Raw genomic sequence first — 19,961 nt, forward strand, 5'->3', positions numbered from 1 at the left:
CAATAGAACAGGGTACAAAAAACTGGCAAAATTATACTTATTTTTGCCAGATTTGCAACTTGAAAGCCGTTTATTTATAGGCTTTTGGAAGGTGCATAAACAGGCTTTAAACCGTGATTTTTATGCAAAATTTAAGGTATTTTTAGACTATTAGATAATATTAATGAAATGTATATCGGAAATTAATATACCGTTAATTAATTTTCTCTAAAATGCCATCAAGCTCGTCTAAAGAAGTATAAGAAATAACCAATTTACCTTTCCCTTTTTGGTTATAACTAATTTCTACTTTTGCACCTAAATTTTGTGCAAGTTGTTGTTCAAGCTGAACAACATCAGGATCTTTCTCTTTTGGCGCAACTTCAGGTTTAGGTTCTAATACTGAACGTACCAGTTTTTCTGTTTCACGCACCGTTAGGGCTTTTGCTACAACAATACGTGCTGTTGCAGATTGGTCTTCACCATCAAGCGCTAATAAACAGCGAGCATGGCCCATTTCAATGTCGCCATGTTCAAGCAAACGCTTAACATCTTCATTGAGATTATTTAAACGCAATAAATTAGTCACAGTGGTACGTGATTTACCTACAGCATCAGCAACTTGTTGATGTGTAAGTTCAAATTCGTTCAATAAACGTTCAAGAGCGACTGCTTCTTCCATTGCATTTAAATCTTCACGTTGAATATTTTCAATTAATGCAATAGCAACAGCCGCTTCATCAGGCACTTCTTTAATTAAACAAGGAACGATATCTAACTTTGCAATTTGTGCAGCACGCCAGCGACGCTCACCAGCAATAATTTCGTAGCTGTTATGAGCAATAGGGCGCACAACGATAGGCTGAATAACCCCTTGAGCACGAATTGACGAGGCAAGTTCTTCAAGCGCCTCTTCTGACATGTCTTTACGTGGCTGATATTTTCCTGGGTGTAAAAACTCGATAGGTAATTTTTGTAACTCACTTGACGATGCAACTGTTGTTGAATCTTTTACACCGTCATTTTGTGCATTAGATTGCTCTTCAACATCCTGCACTTTTGGTTTTGCAGATGTTAACAGGGCATCCAAGCCGCGCCCTAAACCACGTTTTTTAGCAGACATTCACTTTCCTCAAAAATTAAGCAACGGCCTGACTTTTTTTCTCTTTACGTCGCAACATTTCACCGGCTAATGCTAAATAGGCTTTTGCACCAGTAGAAGCGCGATCGTAGTACATTGCCGGCGCACCAAAACTAGGTGCTTCTGCTAAACGTACATTGCGAGGAATTACAGTGCGGTATACTTTTTCGCCAAAATGTTGTTTTAATTGGTCAGACACGTCATTTGCCAGACGATTACGCGGATCGTACATGGTTCGTAAGATGCCTTCAATTTCTAATTTTGGATTAACTAGTTTTCCAAGCTGCGTAATGGTATCCATTAAAGCTGTTAAGCCTTCAAGTGCAAAGTATTCACATTGCATAGGTACAAGAACAGAGTCTGCAGCTGCCATCGCATTTACCGTTAGCATATTTAACGATGGTGGACAGTCGATAAAAATAAACTCGTATTGGTCAGCAATTTTTTCAAGTGCGTTGCGTAAGCGAACTTCACGGGCATACATTTCCATCAGTTTCACTTCAGCGGCAGTAACATCACCATTTGCAGCGATTAAATGATATTCACCCGAGGTTTCAGTGATTACAACGTCATTAAAAGGTTTTTCTTCAACCAATAAATCGTAAGTAGTGGCAATTTCGTCATATTTATCGATACCGCTGCCCATAGTGGCATTGCCTTGAGGGTCTAGATCGATTAACAACACTTTACGCTTGGTTGCAGCCATCGATGCTGCCAAGTTTACCGCAGTGGTTGTTTTACCAACACCACCTTTTTGGTTTGCAATTGCAATGATTCTAGCCACGGTGTCCCCTAACAAATTAGTTCTTTTTTAGAATTATTAAATGCCTTTCGGCATCCAGCTCAGGCACTGTTAATACAACTTTATCTTGGTATTCAATCGAGGCCGGTAATTGGTCAATTTCTTGTTCAGGAAATTGGCCTTTTAGCGCAATAAAACGACCAGAGTGATCCACTAAGTGCTGACACCAGTCTACCATATCTTGCAAAGATGCAAAGGCACGACTTAAAACCCCATCAAATGGTTGTTCTGGTTGATATTCTTCTACTCGAGATTGTACTGGCGTAATGTTTTTGAGTTTTAAATTTAGCTTAACTTGATTTAAAAAACGAATACGTTTGCCGAGGCTATCTAATAGTACAAATTGTTTATCTGGATGAGCAATCGCAAGCACAACACCTGGTAACCCAGGACCAGTTCCAACATCAATGTAATTATTACCTTCTAAGTGAGGTGCTACAACAAGCGAATCAAGAATGTGTTTTACCACCATTTCCTGTGGATCGCGTACTGATGTTAAGTTGTAAGCTTTATTCCACTTATCAAGCATCTCAACATAACTAACCAGTTGCTGTTTTTGTGTTTCAGATAGGGTAATCGATGTTTTTGCCAATAAGGCATCTAATTTATTGCGAATCACGTAATGAACCTAGAAAGCAGCAAATCAGCACTAAGCTGATTTGCGTAATAAACCTTGTTTTTTTAAGTACACTAATAATAGCGAAATTGCAGCAGGTGTTATACCTGAAATTCGCGATGCTTGACCAATTGTTGATGGCCTTACATCTGTTAACTTAGCAACAACCTCGTTTGATAAGCCAGAAACCTTGCTGTAATCAAAGTCTGTAGGGAGTAATGTACTTTCGTGACGCAGTTGCTTATCAATTTCATCTTGCTGGCGTGCAATGTAACCAGCGTACTTGATTTGAATTTCAACTTGCTCATGCGCTTGGTCATTATTTGTTTCAGGCGCTAAGCCTTCAATCGCAACCAGATCTTTATAATTTACTTCTGGGCGTTTTACCAAATCAGCAAGGCTTGCCTCACGAGCGAGTGGCATTTTTAGTAATGCATTCACATTTTCTAGGGCAGGGTGATCTTTATGGATCCACGTATCCTTTAAACGTTGAGATTCAAGTTCCATCACTTCAATCTTTTCGTTAAATGCTTGCCAACGCGCATCATCAACTAAGCCTAACTCACGGCCTTTTGCTGTTAAACGTAAATCTGCATTATCTTCACGCAGTAATAAACGGTATTCAGCACGGCTAGTGAACATACGGTACGGTTCTTTAGTACCAAGCGTTGCTAAGTCGTCAATAAGCACACCTGTGTAGGCTTCGTCACGACGAGGAGTCCACGCCTCTTTGCCCTGCGCTTGTAATGCAGCGTTCATACCTGCAATTAAGCCTTGCGCACCTGCTTCTTCATAACCTGTAGTCCCATTAATTTGGCCAGCAAAGAATAAACCATTGATAAATTTAGTTTCCAGTGACTGTTTTAGATCGCGCGGATCAAAAAAGTCATACTCAATTGCATAACCAGGGCGGCAAATATGGGCATTTTCAAAGCCCTTGATTGATCTTACGATCTGCATTTGCACATCAAACGGTAAGCTTGTTGAAATACCATTTGGGTAAAGTTCATGTGTTGTAAGGCCTTCTGGCTCTACGAAGATCTGATGTTTGTCTTTATCAGCAAAACGCATGATCTTATCTTCGATAGAAGGGCAGTAACGCGGACCAATACCCTCAATAACACCAGCATACATAGGTGAACGATCAAGGTTATTGCGAATTACATCGTGTGTTTTTTCGTTTGTATATGTGATGTAACACGGGATCTGCGTTGGGTGATCTTCTTGCTTACCCATAAACGAAAATACAGGTGTTGGTGTATCGCCAGGTTGTGCCTGCATTACTGAAAAATCAACAGTGCGCGCGTCAATACGCGGCGGAGTACCTGTTTTTAAGCGATCCACACGGAACGGTAGTTCACGCAAACGTTTTGCTAATGCAATTGACGGTGGATCACCTGCACGACCACCACTAAAGTTTTCCATACCAATATGGATTTGGCCACCTAAGAAAGTACCTACCGTTAATACCACAGTACGCGCTTCAAACTTTAAACCCATTTGCGTTACAACACCTTTTACAGTGTCGCCATCAACAATAAGATCATCACACGACTGTTGGAAAATCGTTAAGTTTTCTTGGTTTTGCAACGTTTGCTGAATTGCTTCTTTGTAAAGCTTTCTATCTGCTTGAGCACGAGTAGCTCGTACCGCTGGGCCTTTAGAAGAATTCAGTGTTCTAAATTGAATACCACCTTTATCGATCGCCTGTGCCATAGCACCACCTAAAGCGTCGATTTCTTTTACCAAGTGGCCTTTACCGATCCCACCGATCGCAGGGTTACATGACATTTGACCTAAAGTATCAATATTATGAGTCAACAGTAATGTTTTCATTCCCATGCGCGACGAAGCTAATGCTGCTTCTGTACCAGCATGTCCACCACCAACAACAATAACGTCAAATTGTTCATGAAATAGCATGTAAAGGATCCTGCGTAATATCCGAGTTAGATTTTGAAAGGATGCGTATTCTACCTAGAAATTCTAAGAAGTGAAACGATTAAATATTGAACACGATCTAAAGAGTTGATCTAATATAAATTAAATGATCTTTAGAAAGATCTTGTTATTTATATTATATAGAACGCCCATTTCTGTTGATAAGTATCAATTCGATAATTAAATCATTAAGTTAAGTTAGATCACTTGATGTTGATATGATCGGATCAACAACTTTAAAACCTTTGATCAACTAGCCTAGTTATCAACAATGCGATCAAGCTAAAATTCTATCCAATGCATAATCATCTATAAATACAAGGTTAGATCAAGGGTTATCCACATTCCGATCTAAAAAAGACAAAAATTGTGAATAACCTTTTCATATGATCGTTATCGCTAATTAATTAGCTAAGCACTTTAATTAACTGTGGTAACCAGGCTAAAGCTATATCTTCAGGCAATTCTTCTGACTGCGCGTCGATTTCAAGGCGATCTAATAACTTATTTGCGCCTTTATCCAACAGAAGATGATCAATCTGCTTAGCTGCTTGATTAAACTGATCATAACTAGAGTCACCTAAACCAATCACCGCGTAGTTAATATCATTTAACGCTTCGCCTTCAGCAAGTTCTGCTGCAAAAGCTTGAATGTTATCAGGTAATTCGCCAGCACCATGTGTCGATGTACAAATAAGCCAATCTGTATTTGTAATATCAGCTAATACAGGTTGTTCGTGTACTGTAACGCTTAGGCCTTCTTCAGCTAAGGCGTCTTGTAGCTGCTCTGCAACATATTCTGCCGAGCCCATTTGGCTACCAACGATAATACTTAGGTTTTTCATGATGAGTTGATCAGGTATTTTTGCCGATCTTAAGGTATAAACTACATAGTTAAAAGATCTTATTCACAGTGGATAGTTTAAATCTGATTGTTTTATCATCGTTATTTGTTTAAGTATCTGTTATTTAATGTTTTAAATTTAATTATATTTTTAATATATTTGCGATCTAACTGTGCACAACACGTTGTTAAGCTATTTATGAAATCTAAATACTAGGGAAAAAAGTCTGTAAAAAGGAGCATTTTACAGGGAGGTTTATCTGCTTGTGGATAGATCTATTCATTTGGTTTCAAGATCAGGTTTTTTATTAGATCTAATAAGTTGTTTTTAAGATCCAAATATTCTAAAAATAGGCGATCTTTTCACTTAGCTAGCCAATATCAGATCTGCTTTTTAGATCGTAATATGACAAAATGGCAATATGTAATGATTATTTTGGTGAATTGTTGTGATTGATTTTTATCGGATCAAAGAAGGTGAGTTTGTAAGACTTGTAGAAACAGGCTCTATGACAGACTTTATTGCCCAAGAATCGAACTTAGAGCCCAATAAGTATCACTTATTTGCCATAAATACGCAAACCGGAAAGGGCTATACAATCCGCCAAGCGAGGGTAGATGAGCTACGATCATGGCGTTTAGATCGCTTAGCAATGCTATTAAAAAAGCTCGGGCAGAGCAGTTTTCAGGTTAGAAACTTATAAGAAGTTGGCTTTTTATTGCATAATTTGGGGTGTTGAGGGGTTAGATTTAGAGGCGTGCATACATTTATCTTTTGGTAATCCCCTTTGAATTTGCCTCCTTGCATTATCTTACGCCATCCATGGCGTACTCGTTCATTCTTTTTAAACGGCCAAAAAGCACGAACCACAAATTTATCGGGAATAAATTTGAACAGCGAAGCTGGCCCAAAGGGCGAAATATAGGGATATATTTCGTAACAAAAGCCGCCGCGAAATCAAACTGATCCTCACAACAAATTTGAATTTTATGATAAACGTCATGAATCGATATCCTTATCTCAGCATGGCTTACTCGACTCGCTACGCTTCCTATCTCGTATTATCAATTCAAACTCGTTGTTCTGGTTTGATTAAAGCGGAAGGTTATTCTTAACAACATTCTATAAGGAAGGTGCTGAGCGAAGAGCAGCCGGCTATAAAGCCATTATCAGTAAGACTAACCTCATTTTAGCTCGCAAAATAACGGGGGACTTTGTTTAAAGCTGGAGCATTGATTAAACATAAATCCTGATAAGAAACCCCAGTTCTGCACAGACAGTATTTGCCGCATGAACCGTTGTTTAGGTAACATATTGGTTTTATTCTATATTGAAGAAGCACATGAGCACTAATAAAAACGAAGTCGATGAAAAGAAAGATCATTCTTTTAGATGGTTTATTGGGTCCATTTTGCTCGTAGTAGCTATATGGCTATTTAATGCATACATCTACCCATTAATAAATGACAGTCTCGCAAGTCGTGCAAGCAATGGCGATATGTTTGGACCAACAAATGCCTTATTCAGTGGTTTGGCATTTGCTGGTTTGATTTATACAATTATTCTGCAAAGACATGAGCTAGCTTTACAGCGCGAAAGTACAGATGAATCTATCAAAGAATTAACACGTCAAGCTAATGCTCAAAACGAACAGTTAGAAGCTCTAAAAATGCAAAATCAATTAACTACACTAACTCACGATATAGAAAGGTCGAAGCTACGCTTGGATTTAATGACGAAAGTGTTTTCTCTTGCTCAAAACCCTAAAGAGATACAAGAAAGGTATGCTGAAGAAATAACAGCAGAGCATGACCGGATTGAAAAATCTTTTAATAAATTTTATGGTGCTCTTTCAACCAAAGAAACGAAATAATACGTTTCCCATGGAACACCTTTCATCCCTTGTAAAAGCTGACCTAGTGTCAGCTTTTCTTGTTATTGCTAAAATTAAATATGGCTATAAACGCAACTTTTACCTAATAGTTGCGTTATAAAATGCCACCTAAATGATATAGCTTGAATAGGTGGTTGTATTTTTGATCTTTATAATTTCTACTTATGGCACTTTACTGCCTTAGAGTAACTAAGAGTGTTATGGACTCGAGTTAGTAATTCATCCATGAAGCTTGGTTCCATCGGTCATCCATGACCTCACTTCCTCATGCTGCGAAGCGTTGCTTCGGTCTTTCGTCACCCCTTATATCAAACCTGAAAATGGGATTTAAATGAATAATACGAGACAGGGAGCGTAGCGGGTCGAGTAAGCCATGCTTAGGAATGGATGCCGCTTCATGGCGTTTATGTTCATATTTAAATAACGTTTGAAGATCAGTTTGATATTGGGGGTGGCTTTTTCTTGGTTCGTTCTTTTTGGCCGTTTAAAAAGAATGAACGAGTGCGTCATGGATGGCGTAAGATATTTGCATGGAAGCCAGAATTAAGAGTGATCACTCTTCCCACTCAACCACATCAAAGGCTTTTCTTGCTTCCACCAGCGTGCAGTCGGTTTGGCTAATAAGCTGCTGCTGAGTGATACTCGGGTTAGTTTTAACAATTTCAACTAAATCTTCAATTTGTGGTTTAGGTTGATGACTTTTAAGTGTTTCAATCACCCATTGCCAGCTGGGTTCTTCGAATGATTGTGCTTGTTGGATGATGTTTTGAAATTGCGGCCAAGTGCCTTGTAGTCGCCAGTGTCGAGAGCGGCCTTTACGACTTAACTTGGCGCCAGATGATTTGATTTGTGCTTTTAATTCGTTAGCTTTTTCAATTCGGCGAACAAAGGTGTTTAATTGAATATCAAGCATGGTTTTTTTATTAATTTTGGAAGAATAGATGCTGAGAAAATATCAGCATCTAACATCTTAATTCTAAGTACTAAAACTTAATTTATTACTTACCAATACAGAATGAGCTGAAGATTTTGCCAAGCAAGTCATCTGAGGTGAACTCACCCGTGATCTCATTTAAGTATTGCTGAGTTAAGCGTAATTCTTCTGCAAGGATCTCACCTGCAATGTGCATTTCTAACTGATCTTTACCCGTTGCAAGGTGATACGCTGCACTTTCAAGTGCATCAAGGTGACGGCGACGCGCCATAAAGCTGCCTTCGGTAGCACCTTGGAAACCCATAATCTGTTTTAAATGCGATTTTACCAGCTCTACACCTTCGCCATTATTAGCACTTACGCTTAGTACAGGTGTTTGTGCAGAATCATCGATGCGAATTGCTTCGCCTGATAAATCGGCTTTATTGCGGATCACACTTATGCCCATGCCTTGCGGAAGTTTCTCAGCAAATTCAGGCCAAATTTTTGCAGGATCGGTCTCGCTTGTTTCGGTGCTATCAACCATAAACAATACGCGATCAGCTTGATTGATTTCTTGCCAAGCGCGTTCAATACCTATTTGTTCAACTACGTCAGGGCTTTCACGCAGACCTGCGGTGTCGATAATATGTAGCGGCATACCGTCGATATCTATGTGTTCGCGAAGTACATCTCGGGTAGTACCGGCAATATCAGTAACAATTGCTGCTTCACGACCAGCAAGTGCATTAAGCAAACTCGATTTACCCGCGTTAGGGCGACCAGCAATTACTACGCGCATACCTTCGCGCATAATCGCGCCTTGTTTGGCTTGCGCGGTTACGTTATCGAGTTGTTCAATAATCGCATTTAAGGCGTTCGATACTTTACCGTCAGATAAAAAGTCGATTTCTTCATCTGGGAAATCAATGGCTGCTTCCACATACATGCGCAGATGAATAACTTGTTCCACCAGCGTGTCGATATGCTTAGAGAATTGGCCTTGCAGCGAGTGTAGGGCGCTTTTGGCTGCTTGCTCTGAGTTTGCATTGATTAAATCTGCGATTGCTTCTGCTTGGGTTAAATCCATTTTGTCGTTTAAGAATGCGCGTTCACTAAACTCACCTGGTTTTGCTAAACGTACGCCTTCAATTTGCGTAATTTCACGCAGTAGCATATCGATAATAACAGGGCCACCGTGCCCTTGTAGTTCTAGTACATCTTCACCAGTGAAGGAGTTTGGACCTTTAAAATAGAGTGCAATACCTTGATCGAGTTGTTCGCCTTGTAAGGTATTAAATGAGAGGTAGTCGGCATAACGTGGCTTTGGGCATTTGCCTAAGATTTTTTCAGCAACTTGTTGTGACAGTTTGCCTGAAACACGAATAATGCCAACGCCGCCTTTGCCTGGCGCGGTTGCTTGTGCAACGATGGTGTCTTGATTAAACATAGAGATAATTGATAGCTACGAATAGGTGTATTGTAATACCAATTAGATAAATTGTCTGGTCAATTATTGTGTTAGATAAATAGCAAGAGCGGTAATGAAAAGATAATGCCAATGTGAAAATTGCAGGCACAAAAAAGGCGACTCAATGTCGCCTTTTATTATCTATTAAGTACAGATTATGACTTAACCGAAATACCTTTCTTTTCCATGCCCTTGTAGATGTAAAGCATCTGAGCAATTGAAATTAAGTTAGATACTAACCAGTACATTACAAGACCTGAAGGGAACCAGATAAAGAATACTGAGAACATTACCGGCATCCAAGTCATCATTTTCTGCTGCATTGGATCAGTTACTGTCATTGGTTGTAGCTTTTGCATTAGGAACATACTTGCACCAAATAGAATTGGTAAAATGAAGTATGGATCCATTGCTGCTAAGTCATTTAGGTATAAGAATTCAGTGTGACGAATTTCTACCGATTCCATGAACACATAGAATAAACCTAGGAAGATTGGCATTTGTAGCAATAGTGGGAAACAGCCACCCATAGGGTTAACTTTTTCTTTGCGGTACATTTCCATCATCGCTTGACCCATCTTCTGACGGTCATCGCCGTAACGATCTTTAAGTGCCATAATTTTAGGCTGAAGGTTACGCATTTTAGCCATTGAGGTGTACTGTGCTTTGGTAAGCGGGTAAAGCACCATTTTAACAATTAGCGTAATCGCGATAATTGCTAAACCAAGGCTACCAATTAAGCCGTATAACCACATTAATAGTGAATGTAGCGGTTGTGAGATAAACCAGAATAAACCGTAGTCTACCGTTAGGTCTAAATCTTCTTGTAATGCTTCAAGCGTTGCTGAATCTTTAGGACCCATATAGTAAGTTGAAGTAATTGTTTGCGCGCTGTTTGCTGCAACATTTTCAAGTGGGCCTTTTAAACCAATAATAATTGAATTATCGTTACGCGCTTTGGTATAAATATTATTTTGCTGGTCTTGCTTAGGCACCCACGCACTTACAAAGTAGTGCTGGATAAAGCTGATATAACCCGCAGTAGTGTTAATATTTAAATCACGCTCTTTAATGTCATCAAAGCTGTATTTTTCGTAAGGCTCTTCTGTTGTACCGTAAGCTGTACCTAAGTACGTTTGGTCAATCATGCCACCTTTTTCGGTGATCGAACGCTTAATTTGTGTAAACAGTTGTACTTGTTTTGTTTCAGCTGTGTTGTTAGCAATTTGATATTCAACATCAACATCGTAACGACCGGCTTTAAAGATGTATGTTTTAGTGAAGCTAACGCCATCTTTAACAAATGTAAGTGGTACACGTAACTCATCACCTTCAAGTTGGTAACTTGTTTGTGCTGCTTGGTATGTTGGACGACCTTCAGCTGATGCATCTGGTCCGTGTAAACCGATTAAGCCACTTTGTGAGAAATATTGATTGCCGTCTAATACGCCAAGCAACATGAATGGTTCATCGCTATCGATTTTTTCTTTAAACTTTAATAGTTTGGTTTCGATAATATCGCCACCAAAAGTATCTAGTTTTACAGAAAATACATCAGTTGTTACTTCAACAATTTGACGTGAATTAGCGACGCTAGCTACAGGTAAGTCGCCGGTAGATGACTGAGGAACAAAGTCATTGTCGGTTGACTGGTTTGTAGATGATTGTGTTGTAGCACTTGTCTCGGTATTTACTTGAGGGTTGTTATCCATATTCCACTGTTGGAATAAAAGAAAACTTACCAAAAGAAAACCGATAAATAAAAACGTGCGTTGTGATTCCATAACAGCTCTTATTTCTCGTGGTGTTGTTTAATTGAATTTTGTTTATCAGGCACGGGATCATCCCCACCTGGATGCAAAGGGTGACATTTTATAATGCGATTCGCTGCGAACCAACTCCCTTTTACAAATCCATGTATTTTTATTGCGTCTATCGCATAACTTGAACATGTCGGAGTAAAGCGACAGTTCTGTCCAAGCAGTGGACTGAGTAACTTTTGATAAGCTTTAATAATAAAGATCATCACATTACTTGGCAGAGCAAATAAAAAGTGCATTTAATGAAAAAGTGCCTGATTAAAAGGTGAGCTAACTTTACCTAAATTTACCTGCATTTGCTATGCAACTGCTGGCTAATTCGCTTTAGTTAGACGCTTTTTTTGTGTTTTTATTCTTTTGCCAGTTATTAGGACGCGGTTTTGGCTTATAGCCAGGCTGGCAACGTTCGTTGATTTTACGCCACAACTTAGTTAATTGTGCGTGTAACTCTTCATTTGATAACTCATCAACGCCATTTTTAACCATTAATACAATATCGATGTTGTCGAGTTTGTGACGGTTAAGACGAAAGTTTTCACGAGCAAGGCGTTTAATGCGATTACGTTGAACTGCTTTTTTAACGCGTTTTTTAGCAATAGTTAAACCAAGACGAGGGTGGTCTAAATCGTTACGTTTTGCTAGAAGAGTAAAGTGTTGATTTGCTGCGCGAGCAGGCTCATTGAAGATGCGGGAGTAGTGTGAGGGAGTTAACAGACGTAACTCCCTACCAAAGCGAAAGTCTTCCACTATATTAAGCAGAAAGAACCTTACGGCCCTTAGCACGACGACGTGCTAAAACTTTACGACCATTTTTAGTCGCCATGCGTGCACGGAAACCGTGAGTACGCTTACGCTTAAGAACGCTAGGTTGAAAAGTTCTTTTCATAACTATATTCCATCCGATCGGTTAAAAATTAAAACATCCTATGCAGGTCGCGATCCTGGCACAGGTGCCATTGCGAGCGCGAGATGTTATAGAGAAGCATACGCAAAGTCAATAAAAAACACTCAATAACAGTATTAATTATAGGCGGCGGATAAAAGCTAATCTAATCTTAACAAGTTAATTACATTTAACTGTTATAGAGGGGTGATCGCTTTTGCTTTCTTACATGATCCAGCGGGGATCAATTTTAAAATAAAGTTTTCCACAATGATAGTGTAAAAATTGCGACTTTTCTTTGGAAAACTTTTATAGATCATCTTTAATCTTTTGGATCTTGTTTTTTATAAGTAATTTATCCACATTATTTTTAATAAATAAATTGTTTTAAAACATGTGTTTAAATGTTTTCGTGCGTGAGATCATAAAAAATAGAAAAATCAATATTGATGTTGTGGATAAACTAGCTTCATAATGGCAGTCTTAACTTGGATTTTATGCTTATTTTCTGCTCGTTTATGGTGAGCGGGAATATTATTGGGGGTTGCCGTGTATTTGTCAGTTTGGCAAAGCTGTCTTTACGTTTTACAAGATGAACTGCCATCACAACAATTTAGTATGTGGGTGCGCCCTCTTCAGGCGGAAAGCACAGAAGATACCCTTACAATATATGCACCAAACCGTTTTGTACTGGATTGGGTTCGCGAAAAATACTTAAACCGTATAAATGAACTTCTCATTGAAATTTGTGGTGATGAAGCACCTGAATTACGTTTTGAGGTTGGTAGCACGGTTAGTATTAGTAAACCAGCTGCACCACAAGCGGCAGCACAAGAAAAAACAGTAGTAGAAGCGCCTGTTAAAAAGGAAAGCAAAGCTCCTGTTGAGCCTGCGCCTAAGAACATGCCTAAATCCAATATTAAAGAAAACTATACCTTTGATAGCTTTGTTGAAGGTAAATCTAACCAGTTAGCGAAAGCTGCGGCAACGCAAGTTGCTGATAATCCAGGTTCGGCATTCAACCCTGTATTTATATATGGTGGTACTGGTTTAGGTAAAACACACTTATTGCACGCTGTGGGTAACGGTATTCTTGCTAAAAAAGAAAATGCAAAAATTGTTTATATGCATTCTGAGCGCTTTGTACAAGATATGGTAAAAGCTCTACAAAATAATGCGATTGAAGAATTTAAGCGTTATTACCGCAGTGTTGATGCATTACTTATTGATGATATTCAGTTCTTTGCTAATAAAGAACGATCACAAGAAGAGTTTTTTCATACCTTTAATGCATTATTAGAAGGTAACCAGCAAATTATCTTAACTTCAGATCGCTACCCTAAAGAAATTGAAGGGGTAGAAGATCGTCTTAAGTCTCGCTTTGGCTGGGGTTTAACAATTGCGATTGAGCCGCCAGAGCTTGAAACACGTGTTGCCATCTTGATGAAAAAAGCACAGCAAAGCCAGATTAAACTGCCTGAAGAAGTGGCTTTCTTTATTGCTAAACGCTTAAGATCAAATGTACGTGAATTAGAAGGCGCATTAAACCGTGTAATTGCTAATGCTAACTTTACAGGTAGGCCAATCACGATTGATTTTGTAAAAGAAGCACTGCGTGATTTATTAGCATTACAAGATAAATTGGTTACCATAGATAACATTCAAAGAACGGTTGCAGAATACTATCGTATTCGTGTTTCTGATTTACTATCGAAACGTCGCAGTCGCTCTGTAGCAAGACCACGCCAAGTAGCAATGGCGTTATCAAAAGAATTGACCAACCACAGTTTGCCTGAAATTGGTGATGCGTTTGGCGGTCGAGATCATACAACTGTGCTACATGCATGTAGAAAAGTGAAGTCGCTTCGTGAAGAATCTCACGAAGTAAAAGAAGATTATCAAAACTTGATTAGAACTTTGTCATCTTAGGACGAGTACAGCATGAAAATTACAATTTCGCGCGAGCAATTTTTACAACCTTTAATGCAGGTTTCAGGGGCGATTGAACGCAAACACACGTTACCGATTCTTTCTAATGTATTGTTAGAAGTAAAAGAAGGTGTTCTTTACTTCACTGGTACAGATATGGAAATAGAGTTAGTTGCGAGTGTGGTGCTTGCTGAGCCTGTAGCAGACTGTAAGCTGACATTACCGGCTAAAAAGTTATTGGATATTTGTAAGAGTTTGCCTGATAGCTCAGATATCACATTAACTGTTCAAGATGCACAAGTGTTACTAACATCGGGTAAAAGCCGCTTTTCACTGGCAACACTCGCTGCTGAAGATTTCCCTAATTTAGAGAATTGGGATAGCGAAGTAACCATGAACCTAACCCGTCTTGAACTTAGAAAGCTACTTGAAAGTACAAGTTTTTCTATGGCTAATCAAGATGTTAGGTATTATCTGAATGGTATGTCGCTAGAAATTGAAAACGATGTTGTTAAAACGGTTGCAACAGACGGCCACCGTTTAGCATTAGCACAAAAACCTCTTGGCGCATCGTTAAACACACAACGTCAGGTGATTATTCCGCGTAAAGGCGTGCAAGAAATTATGCGCCTGTTGGTTGCTGATGATGAAAGTGTTGAAATCCAATTAGGCGCTAACCATGTTCGTATAATTGACCAAGCGTTTATTTTTACCTCTAAACTAGTTGATGGTCGTTTCCCTGATTATCGTCGCGTTTTACCGCGTGGTGGTGATAAGCAAATTATTGCTAATCGTGAATGGTTGCGCAGTGCATTTGCTCGCGTATCAATTTTATCAAACGAAAAATTCCGTGGTGTGCGATTAAATCTTACCTCGGGTGAGTTAACAATTTCTGCCAATAACCCTGAGCAAGAACAAGCGGAAGAAACCGTTGAAGTAATGTATCAAGGGCCAGATTTAGAAATTGGTTTTAACGTTTCGTATTTACTTGATGTGTTGAATACCATAAAAACGGATGACGTTTTATTTACATTATTAGATTCAAATAGCAGTGCATTAATTGAAGGTCAGGGTGACGAAGGCGCTATGTACGTTGTTATGCCAATGCGTTTATAGAATTGGATTGTGTAAGAATAATCAATGAGCTTAGTTAACTTTAATATTTCCAACTTTCGTAATATTGAAGCGCTAAGCTTTGACCCCTCGCCAGAAATCAATGTCATCATTGGTGAAAATGGTAGTGGAAAGAGTAGCTTACTAGAAGCTATTTATTTCCTTTCACATGGTAAGTCATTTCGCACTTCAAAATTCAAAGCAGTTATTCAGCATCAAAAAAATGCCATGGTGTTACATGGTAAAAAGCAATTTAACAGCTTACAAATCCCTGTAGGGCTCCAAAAAGAACGTTCTGGTGATACTCTAGCCAAAGTGCATGGAAAGCGCTGTGAACGCATGGCTCAGCTTGCTGAAGTATTGCCTGTTCAAGTGATTACACCTGAGAGTTTTGAGTTGTTTTTTGGTGGTCCCAAAGAGCGAAGACGCTTTTTGGATTTAGGATTGTTCCACGTGGAACAAGAGTTTTATTATCACTGGTATCGCTTTAATAAACTGTTAAAGCAAAGAAATGCATTACTAAAGCAAAAACCACAGGGTTTTGAGCAGCAAATTCTATTTTGGGATAAAGAATTTGTAACAATCGCAACTAAGATAAATGCATTAAGAACCTCATATATAACTAGGTTATCTAACCTGTTTTTTGATAAGATAGCTAGTCAGATTGAATTATTTAAAAGTCTTACTTTTGATTTTTCTCCGGGTTGGAAAGCTGAAGAAGATTTAGCTGAACAGCTTAGAAATAACTTTGAAAGGGACGCTAAACTGGGTCACACCAGTAAAGGGCCGCATAAAGCAGATATTAATTTTCTAATAGATGGCATAGCTGTCGAGAATTTTTTATCACGTGGCCAACTAAAGCTTTTAATGTATGCGCTAAAGATTTGTCAAAATAGCCTAATTGAAAGCGAAACAGATAAACAATCACTTTTTTTAATTGATGATTTACCGTCTGAATTAAGCAGCGAAACCAAACAAGCTGTGAGTGAGTTATTATCTCATTCAACTTCACAGTTGTTTATAAGCGCGATTGATTACGACAGTATTTCAGCTGTGGTGGAACCTCTAAATAAAACTATGAAAGTGTTCCACGTGAAACATGGCAAACTAATAACAAGTTAATTGGAAGAAACCATGTCTGAAAATTACGATTCGTCGAGTATTAAAGTACTAAAAGGACTGGATGCAGTAAGAAAGCGTCCTGGGATGTACATAGGTGACACGGATGATGGAACGGGTCTTCATCATATGGTGTTTGAAGTTGTAGATAACTCAATAGATGAAGCTCTTGCTGGCTACTGTGATGATGTTTATGTAACCATCCATTCTGATGGCTCTGTATCGGTGCGCGATAATGGTCGTGGTATTCCGACAGAGATTCACGAAGAAGAAGGTGTATCAGCTGCTGAAGTTATCATGACGGTACTTCATGCCGGTGGTAAGTTCGATGATAACTCTTATAAAGTATCGGGCGGTCTTCACGGTGTTGGTGTTTCAGTAGTAAACGCATTATCAGAAAAGCTAAAGTTAACGATTCGTCGTGGTGGCAAAATTCACGAGCAAATCTATAACATGGGTGAACCAGCTGCACCATTAGCAGTCATTGGCGAGTCTGAAACAAACGGTACCGAAATCCGTTTTTGGCCAAGCGCAGAAACCTTCAGCGATACTAACTTCCATTACGATATTCTTGCAAAACGTTTACGTGAATTATCATTCCTAAACTCAGGTGTGAGTATAATTCTTTCAGATGAGCGTGATGAGAAAAGAGACCACTTTAAATACGAAGGTGGTATTCAAGCGTTTGTTGAGTATTTAAATCAGAATAAAACACCAGTTAACCAAAATGTATTCCACTTCACTTCAACGCGTGAAGAAGATGGCATTAGTGTTGAAGTTGCAATGCAGTGGAACGATGGTTTCCAAGAAGGTATTTACTGCTTTACTAACAACATTCCACAGCGTGATGGTGGTACTCACTTAGCTGGTTTTAGAAGTGCACTTACACGTACTCTAAATACCTATATGGATAAAGAAGGCTTTAACAAAAAAGAAAAAAGCAGTGCTTCAGGTGATGATGCCCGTGAAGGCTTAATTGCAGTTATTTCTGTTAAAGTACCTGATCCTAAGTTCTCTTCTCAGACAAAAGACAAACTTGTATCAAGTGAAGTTAAGTCTGCTGTTGAGCAAGCTATGGGTGAAAAATTAAGTGAATACTTATTAGAAAACCCACAAGATGCAAAAATAGTTGTAACTAAGATTATTGATGCTGCACGTGCTCGTGAAGCAGCACGTAAAGCGCGTGAAATGACACGTCGTAAAGGTGCGATGGATTTAGCTGGTCTACCAGGTAAATTAGCTGACTGCCAAGAAAAAGACCCAGCACTTTCTGAACTATACATAGTGGAAGGTGACTCAGCGGGCGGTTCGGCTAAGCAAGGCCGTAACCGTAAGAATCAGGCGATTCTACCGCTGAAAGGTAAAATTCTTAACGTTGAAAAAGCTCGTTTTGATAAAATGCTATCTTCACAAGAAGTTGCAACACTTATCACAGCATTAGGTTGTGGTATTGGTCGCGATGAATATAACCCTGAAAAATTGCGTTATCACAGCATTATTATCATGACCGATGCTGACGTCGATGGTTCGCACATTCGTACGCTACTATTGACCTTCTTCTATCGTCAAATGCCAGAAATTGTAGAGCGTGGTTATGTTTATATTGCTCAGCCGCCACTTTATAAAGTGAAAAAAGGTAAGCAAGAGCGTTATATTAAAGATGACCCAGCGTTAACTGAATACCTAACCACTCTTGCATTAGATGGTTCTTCTTTACATGTAAATGAAGAAGCGCCAGGTATTAGTGATGTTGCGCTTGAAGCATTAGTTAAAGATTACCAATCAACTGAAGCGATTATTACACGTTTAACACGTAAGTATCCGTTAAGTGTGCTTAATTCATTAATTTACTCAGCAAGAATTAACGAAGCTGATTTATCAAATGAAGCTCATGTTCGTGAGTGGACAGATAAAGTGGTAGCGTATTTAACTGAAAATGATGTAGATGCGACTTTATTCACAGCACAAGTGAAGAAAGACGAAGAGCGCAATTTATACTATCCAAATATCGTTATTCGCCAACACGGTGTTGACCGTGAACACGTGCTTAATTATGAGTTCTTAACTTCTCGTGATTACCTTGCAATTGCAAAAACAGGTGAGCAAATTGGTAACCTAATTGAAGAAGGTGGTTACATTCAGCGTGGCGAGAAGACATTACAAGTCTCTAGCTTTGTTGAAGCACTTGAGTGGTTAATTTCTGAATCTAAGCGCGGCTTATACATTCAACGATATAAAGGTCTAGGTGAGATGAACCCAGATCAGCTTTGGGAAACAACTATGGACCCTGAAGTACGTCGTATGTTGAAAGTAACCATTGAAGATGCGATTGGTGCAGATCAATTATTCTCAACACTGATGGGTGACCAAGTTGAACCGCGTCGCGAGTTCATTGAACAAAACGCGCTTAAAGTTGTGAACTTAGATGTTTAGAACATCGTGAATATTTTTAATAAAAGGGCCTAAATGGCCCTTTTTTATTGGCTGTTACTTAACAAATCGCTTAAAACCTGTTTGTTGCCGCGGTATACTGTAAGGTAATTTTTCAGATTAAATTATCAGCTAAAGCCAATGCAAAAATACGATATCAAAACCTTCCAGGGAATGATCCTAGCATTACAGGATTACTGGGCACAAAACGGCTGTACTATCGTTCAGCCACTCGATATGGAAGTAGGTGCGGGAACATCGCACCCAATGACATGTTTGCGTGCACTTGGCCCAGAGCCAATGTCGACTGCATATGTTCAACCATCACGTCGTCCTACCGATGGTCGCTATGGTGAAAACCCGAACCGCCTTCAACATTACTACCAGTTTCAAGTAGCGTTAAAACCGTCTCCAGATAACATTCAGGAGCTTTATTTAGGCTCTTTAGAAGTACTAGGTGTTGACCCACTAGTACACGATATTCGCTTCGTAGAAGACAACTGGGAAAATCCAACGCTAGGTGCATGGGGCCTTGGTTGGGAAGTGTGGCTAAACGGTATGGAAGTAACTCAGTTTACTTATTTCCAACAAGTAGGTGGCCTTGAGTGTAAGCCTGTTACAGGTGAAATTACTTATGGTATTGAGCGCTTAGCTATGTATATCCAAGAAGTAGACTCTGTGTATGACTTAGTGTGGAACTATGCACCAGACGGTAGCAAAGTTACTTATGGTGATATTTTCCATCAAAATGAAGTAGAGCAATCGACTTATAATTTTGAACATGCAGACGTAGATTTCTTATTTAGCTTCTTTGACCAATGTGAAAAAGAGTCACAAGATTTATTAGCGCTTGAGAAACCATTACCGTTACCTGCATATGAGCGAATCTTAAAAGCTGCGCACGCATTTAACTTATTAGATGCTCGTAAAGCAATTTCAGTAACAGAACGTCAGCGCTATATTCTTCGTATTCGTAACCTTACCAAAGCAACTGCTGAAGCGTATTACGCATCGCGTGAGGCGCTTGGTTTCCCAATGTGTAAAAAAAGTGGTGAGGAGAAGTAA

18 protein-coding genes are annotated in these 19,961 nt (G+C 39.1%); 7 read left to right on the forward strand and 11 right to left on the reverse strand.

The window, feature by feature from the left end:
• Nucleotides 1-193: 193 nt before the first annotated feature.
• The 5 genes from AAEU29_RS14955 to mioC form a co-directional block, all read right to left on the reverse strand.
• The gene (locus tag AAEU29_RS14955; protein WP_421974069.1) at nucleotides 194-1,102 is read right to left on the reverse strand and encodes a ParB/RepB/Spo0J family partition protein; all 909 of its coding nucleotides are present in this window, start codon (nucleotides 1,100-1,102) and stop codon (nucleotides 194-196) included.
• 16 nt (nucleotides 1,103-1,118) lie between these two features.
• Complete coding sequence (locus tag AAEU29_RS14960; RefSeq protein ID WP_421974070.1) at nucleotides 1,119-1,904, reverse strand: ParA family protein; 786 nt, start codon at nucleotides 1,902-1,904, stop codon at nucleotides 1,119-1,121.
• Nucleotides 1,905-1,920: 16 nt separating this feature from the next.
• Nucleotides 1,921-2,541 carry a 16S rRNA (guanine(527)-N(7))-methyltransferase RsmG gene (gene rsmG, locus AAEU29_RS14965; protein ID WP_421974071.1) on the reverse strand — a complete coding sequence of 207 codons (621 nt, stop codon included), beginning with the start codon at nucleotides 2,539-2,541 and terminating at the stop codon, nucleotides 1,921-1,923.
• A gap of 30 nt (nucleotides 2,542-2,571) precedes the next feature.
• Nucleotides 2,572-4,461: a tRNA uridine-5-carboxymethylaminomethyl(34) synthesis enzyme MnmG gene (gene mnmG / locus AAEU29_RS14970; RefSeq protein WP_421974072.1), complete on the reverse strand. Its 1,890-nt coding sequence runs from the start codon at nucleotides 4,459-4,461 to the stop codon at nucleotides 2,572-2,574.
• 425 nt (nucleotides 4,462-4,886) lie between these two features.
• Entirely contained in the window at nucleotides 4,887-5,324 is a 438-nt protein-coding gene (gene mioC, locus AAEU29_RS14975) for an FMN-binding protein MioC (protein WP_421974073.1), read from the reverse strand.
• Nucleotides 5,325-5,772: 448 nt separating this feature from the next.
• Between mioC and AAEU29_RS14980 the strand changes: the two genes are divergently transcribed.
• Nucleotides 5,773-6,027, forward strand: coding sequence for a hypothetical protein (locus AAEU29_RS14980; RefSeq protein ID WP_421974074.1), 255 nt, complete (start codon nucleotides 5,773-5,775; stop codon nucleotides 6,025-6,027).
• A 639-nt stretch (nucleotides 6,028-6,666) separates the two neighbouring features.
• Nucleotides 6,667-7,197 carry a hypothetical protein gene (locus AAEU29_RS14985; protein WP_421974075.1) on the forward strand — a complete coding sequence of 177 codons (531 nt, stop codon included), beginning with the start codon at nucleotides 6,667-6,669 and terminating at the stop codon, nucleotides 7,195-7,197.
• Nucleotides 7,198-7,771: 574 nt separating this feature from the next.
• Here AAEU29_RS14985 and AAEU29_RS14990 read toward each other — a convergent pair.
• From AAEU29_RS14990 to rpmH, 6 genes are all read right to left on the reverse strand, one after another.
• Complete coding sequence (locus AAEU29_RS14990) at nucleotides 7,772-8,131, reverse strand: ribosome recycling factor family protein (protein WP_421974076.1); 360 nt, start codon at nucleotides 8,129-8,131, stop codon at nucleotides 7,772-7,774.
• 85 nt (nucleotides 8,132-8,216) lie between these two features.
• On the reverse strand, nucleotides 8,217-9,581 hold the full coding sequence (mnmE, locus tag AAEU29_RS14995; RefSeq protein WP_421974077.1) for a tRNA uridine-5-carboxymethylaminomethyl(34) synthesis GTPase MnmE: 1,365 nt from the start codon (nucleotides 9,579-9,581) through the stop codon (nucleotides 8,217-8,219).
• Nucleotides 9,582-9,757: 176 nt separating this feature from the next.
• Nucleotides 9,758-11,386, reverse strand: coding sequence for a membrane protein insertase YidC (yidC, locus tag AAEU29_RS15000; RefSeq protein ID WP_421974078.1), 1,629 nt, complete (start codon nucleotides 11,384-11,386; stop codon nucleotides 9,758-9,760).
• Nucleotides 11,387-11,394: 8 nt separating this feature from the next.
• Nucleotides 11,395-11,661 carry a membrane protein insertion efficiency factor YidD gene (gene yidD / locus AAEU29_RS15005; RefSeq protein ID WP_372769873.1) on the reverse strand — a complete coding sequence of 89 codons (267 nt, stop codon included), beginning with the start codon at nucleotides 11,659-11,661 and terminating at the stop codon, nucleotides 11,395-11,397.
• 85 nt (nucleotides 11,662-11,746) lie between these two features.
• Nucleotides 11,747-12,169: a ribonuclease P protein component gene (gene rnpA / locus AAEU29_RS15010; protein WP_274762661.1), complete on the reverse strand. Its 423-nt coding sequence runs from the start codon at nucleotides 12,167-12,169 to the stop codon at nucleotides 11,747-11,749.
• 4 nt (nucleotides 12,170-12,173) lie between these two features.
• Complete coding sequence (gene rpmH, locus AAEU29_RS15015; RefSeq protein WP_010376846.1) at nucleotides 12,174-12,308, reverse strand: 50S ribosomal protein L34; 135 nt, start codon at nucleotides 12,306-12,308, stop codon at nucleotides 12,174-12,176.
• 546 nt (nucleotides 12,309-12,854) lie between these two features.
• On the opposite strand from rpmH, the gene dnaA reads away from it, so the two are divergent.
• The 5 genes from dnaA (at nucleotide 12,855) to glyQ (ending at nucleotide 19,961) form a co-directional block, all read left to right on the forward strand.
• Nucleotides 12,855-14,234, forward strand: a complete 1,380-nt coding sequence (gene dnaA, locus AAEU29_RS15020) for a chromosomal replication initiator protein DnaA (protein WP_421974079.1) — start codon at nucleotides 12,855-12,857, stop codon at nucleotides 14,232-14,234.
• 12 nt (nucleotides 14,235-14,246) lie between these two features.
• Nucleotides 14,247-15,350: a DNA polymerase III subunit beta gene (dnaN, locus tag AAEU29_RS15025; RefSeq protein WP_372769880.1), complete on the forward strand. Its 1,104-nt coding sequence runs from the start codon at nucleotides 14,247-14,249 to the stop codon at nucleotides 15,348-15,350.
• A gap of 24 nt (nucleotides 15,351-15,374) precedes the next feature.
• Nucleotides 15,375-16,469: a DNA replication/repair protein RecF gene (gene recF / locus AAEU29_RS15030; protein ID WP_421974080.1), complete on the forward strand. Its 1,095-nt coding sequence runs from the start codon at nucleotides 15,375-15,377 to the stop codon at nucleotides 16,467-16,469.
• Between the two features lie 12 nt (nucleotides 16,470-16,481).
• Nucleotides 16,482-18,899 carry a DNA topoisomerase (ATP-hydrolyzing) subunit B gene (gyrB, locus tag AAEU29_RS15035; protein WP_421974081.1) on the forward strand — a complete coding sequence of 806 codons (2,418 nt, stop codon included), beginning with the start codon at nucleotides 16,482-16,484 and terminating at the stop codon, nucleotides 18,897-18,899.
• Between the two features lie 138 nt (nucleotides 18,900-19,037).
• Nucleotides 19,038-19,961 (forward strand): glycine--tRNA ligase subunit alpha, encoded by a 924-nt coding sequence (gene glyQ / locus AAEU29_RS15040; RefSeq protein WP_372769886.1) that lies wholly within the window; start codon nucleotides 19,038-19,040, stop codon nucleotides 19,959-19,961.

It is taken from the genome of Pseudoalteromonas aquimarina (assembly GCF_049257255.1).
In the GTDB taxonomy this organism is placed as follows: domain Bacteria; phylum Pseudomonadota; class Gammaproteobacteria; order Enterobacterales; family Alteromonadaceae; genus Pseudoalteromonas.